The 356-nt window shown below is 72.2% G+C and carries 1 pseudogene; it reads left to right on the plus strand.

The features are described from left to right. Positions 1-356 (plus strand): annotated as a pseudogene (locus CON77_RS13880) (ABC transporter ATP-binding protein/permease); the annotation flags it as partial.

Genomic DNA, 356 nt, shown 5'->3' on the forward strand with positions numbered 1-356 from the left:
CGCTGGCGGTGGCCATGGTGCACCGGCCGGAACTGCTGATCCTGGACGAACCGACTTCGGGCGTGGACCCGATCGCCCGCGACCAATTCTGGCGGCTGATGATCGAACTGGCCCGGCGCGACCAGGTGACGCTGTTCATCTCCACCCACTTCATGAACGAGGCCGAGCGCTGCGACCGCATCTCGCTGATGCACGCCGGCCGGGTGCTGGTGAGCGACACGCCGGCGGCCATCGTCGCCGCCCAGGGGGCCCGCACCCTGGAGGAAGCCTTCATCGGCCACCTGGTGGCGGCCGGCGGCGGCGAAGCGCCCCGCCCCCCCGTGCGCACCCCTGAACTGGCCCTGTCCAGCGCCGCC

Source organism: Macromonas nakdongensis, assembly GCF_002837145.1.
Lineage (GTDB): Bacteria > Pseudomonadota > Gammaproteobacteria > Burkholderiales > Burkholderiaceae_C > Macromonas_B > Macromonas_B nakdongensis.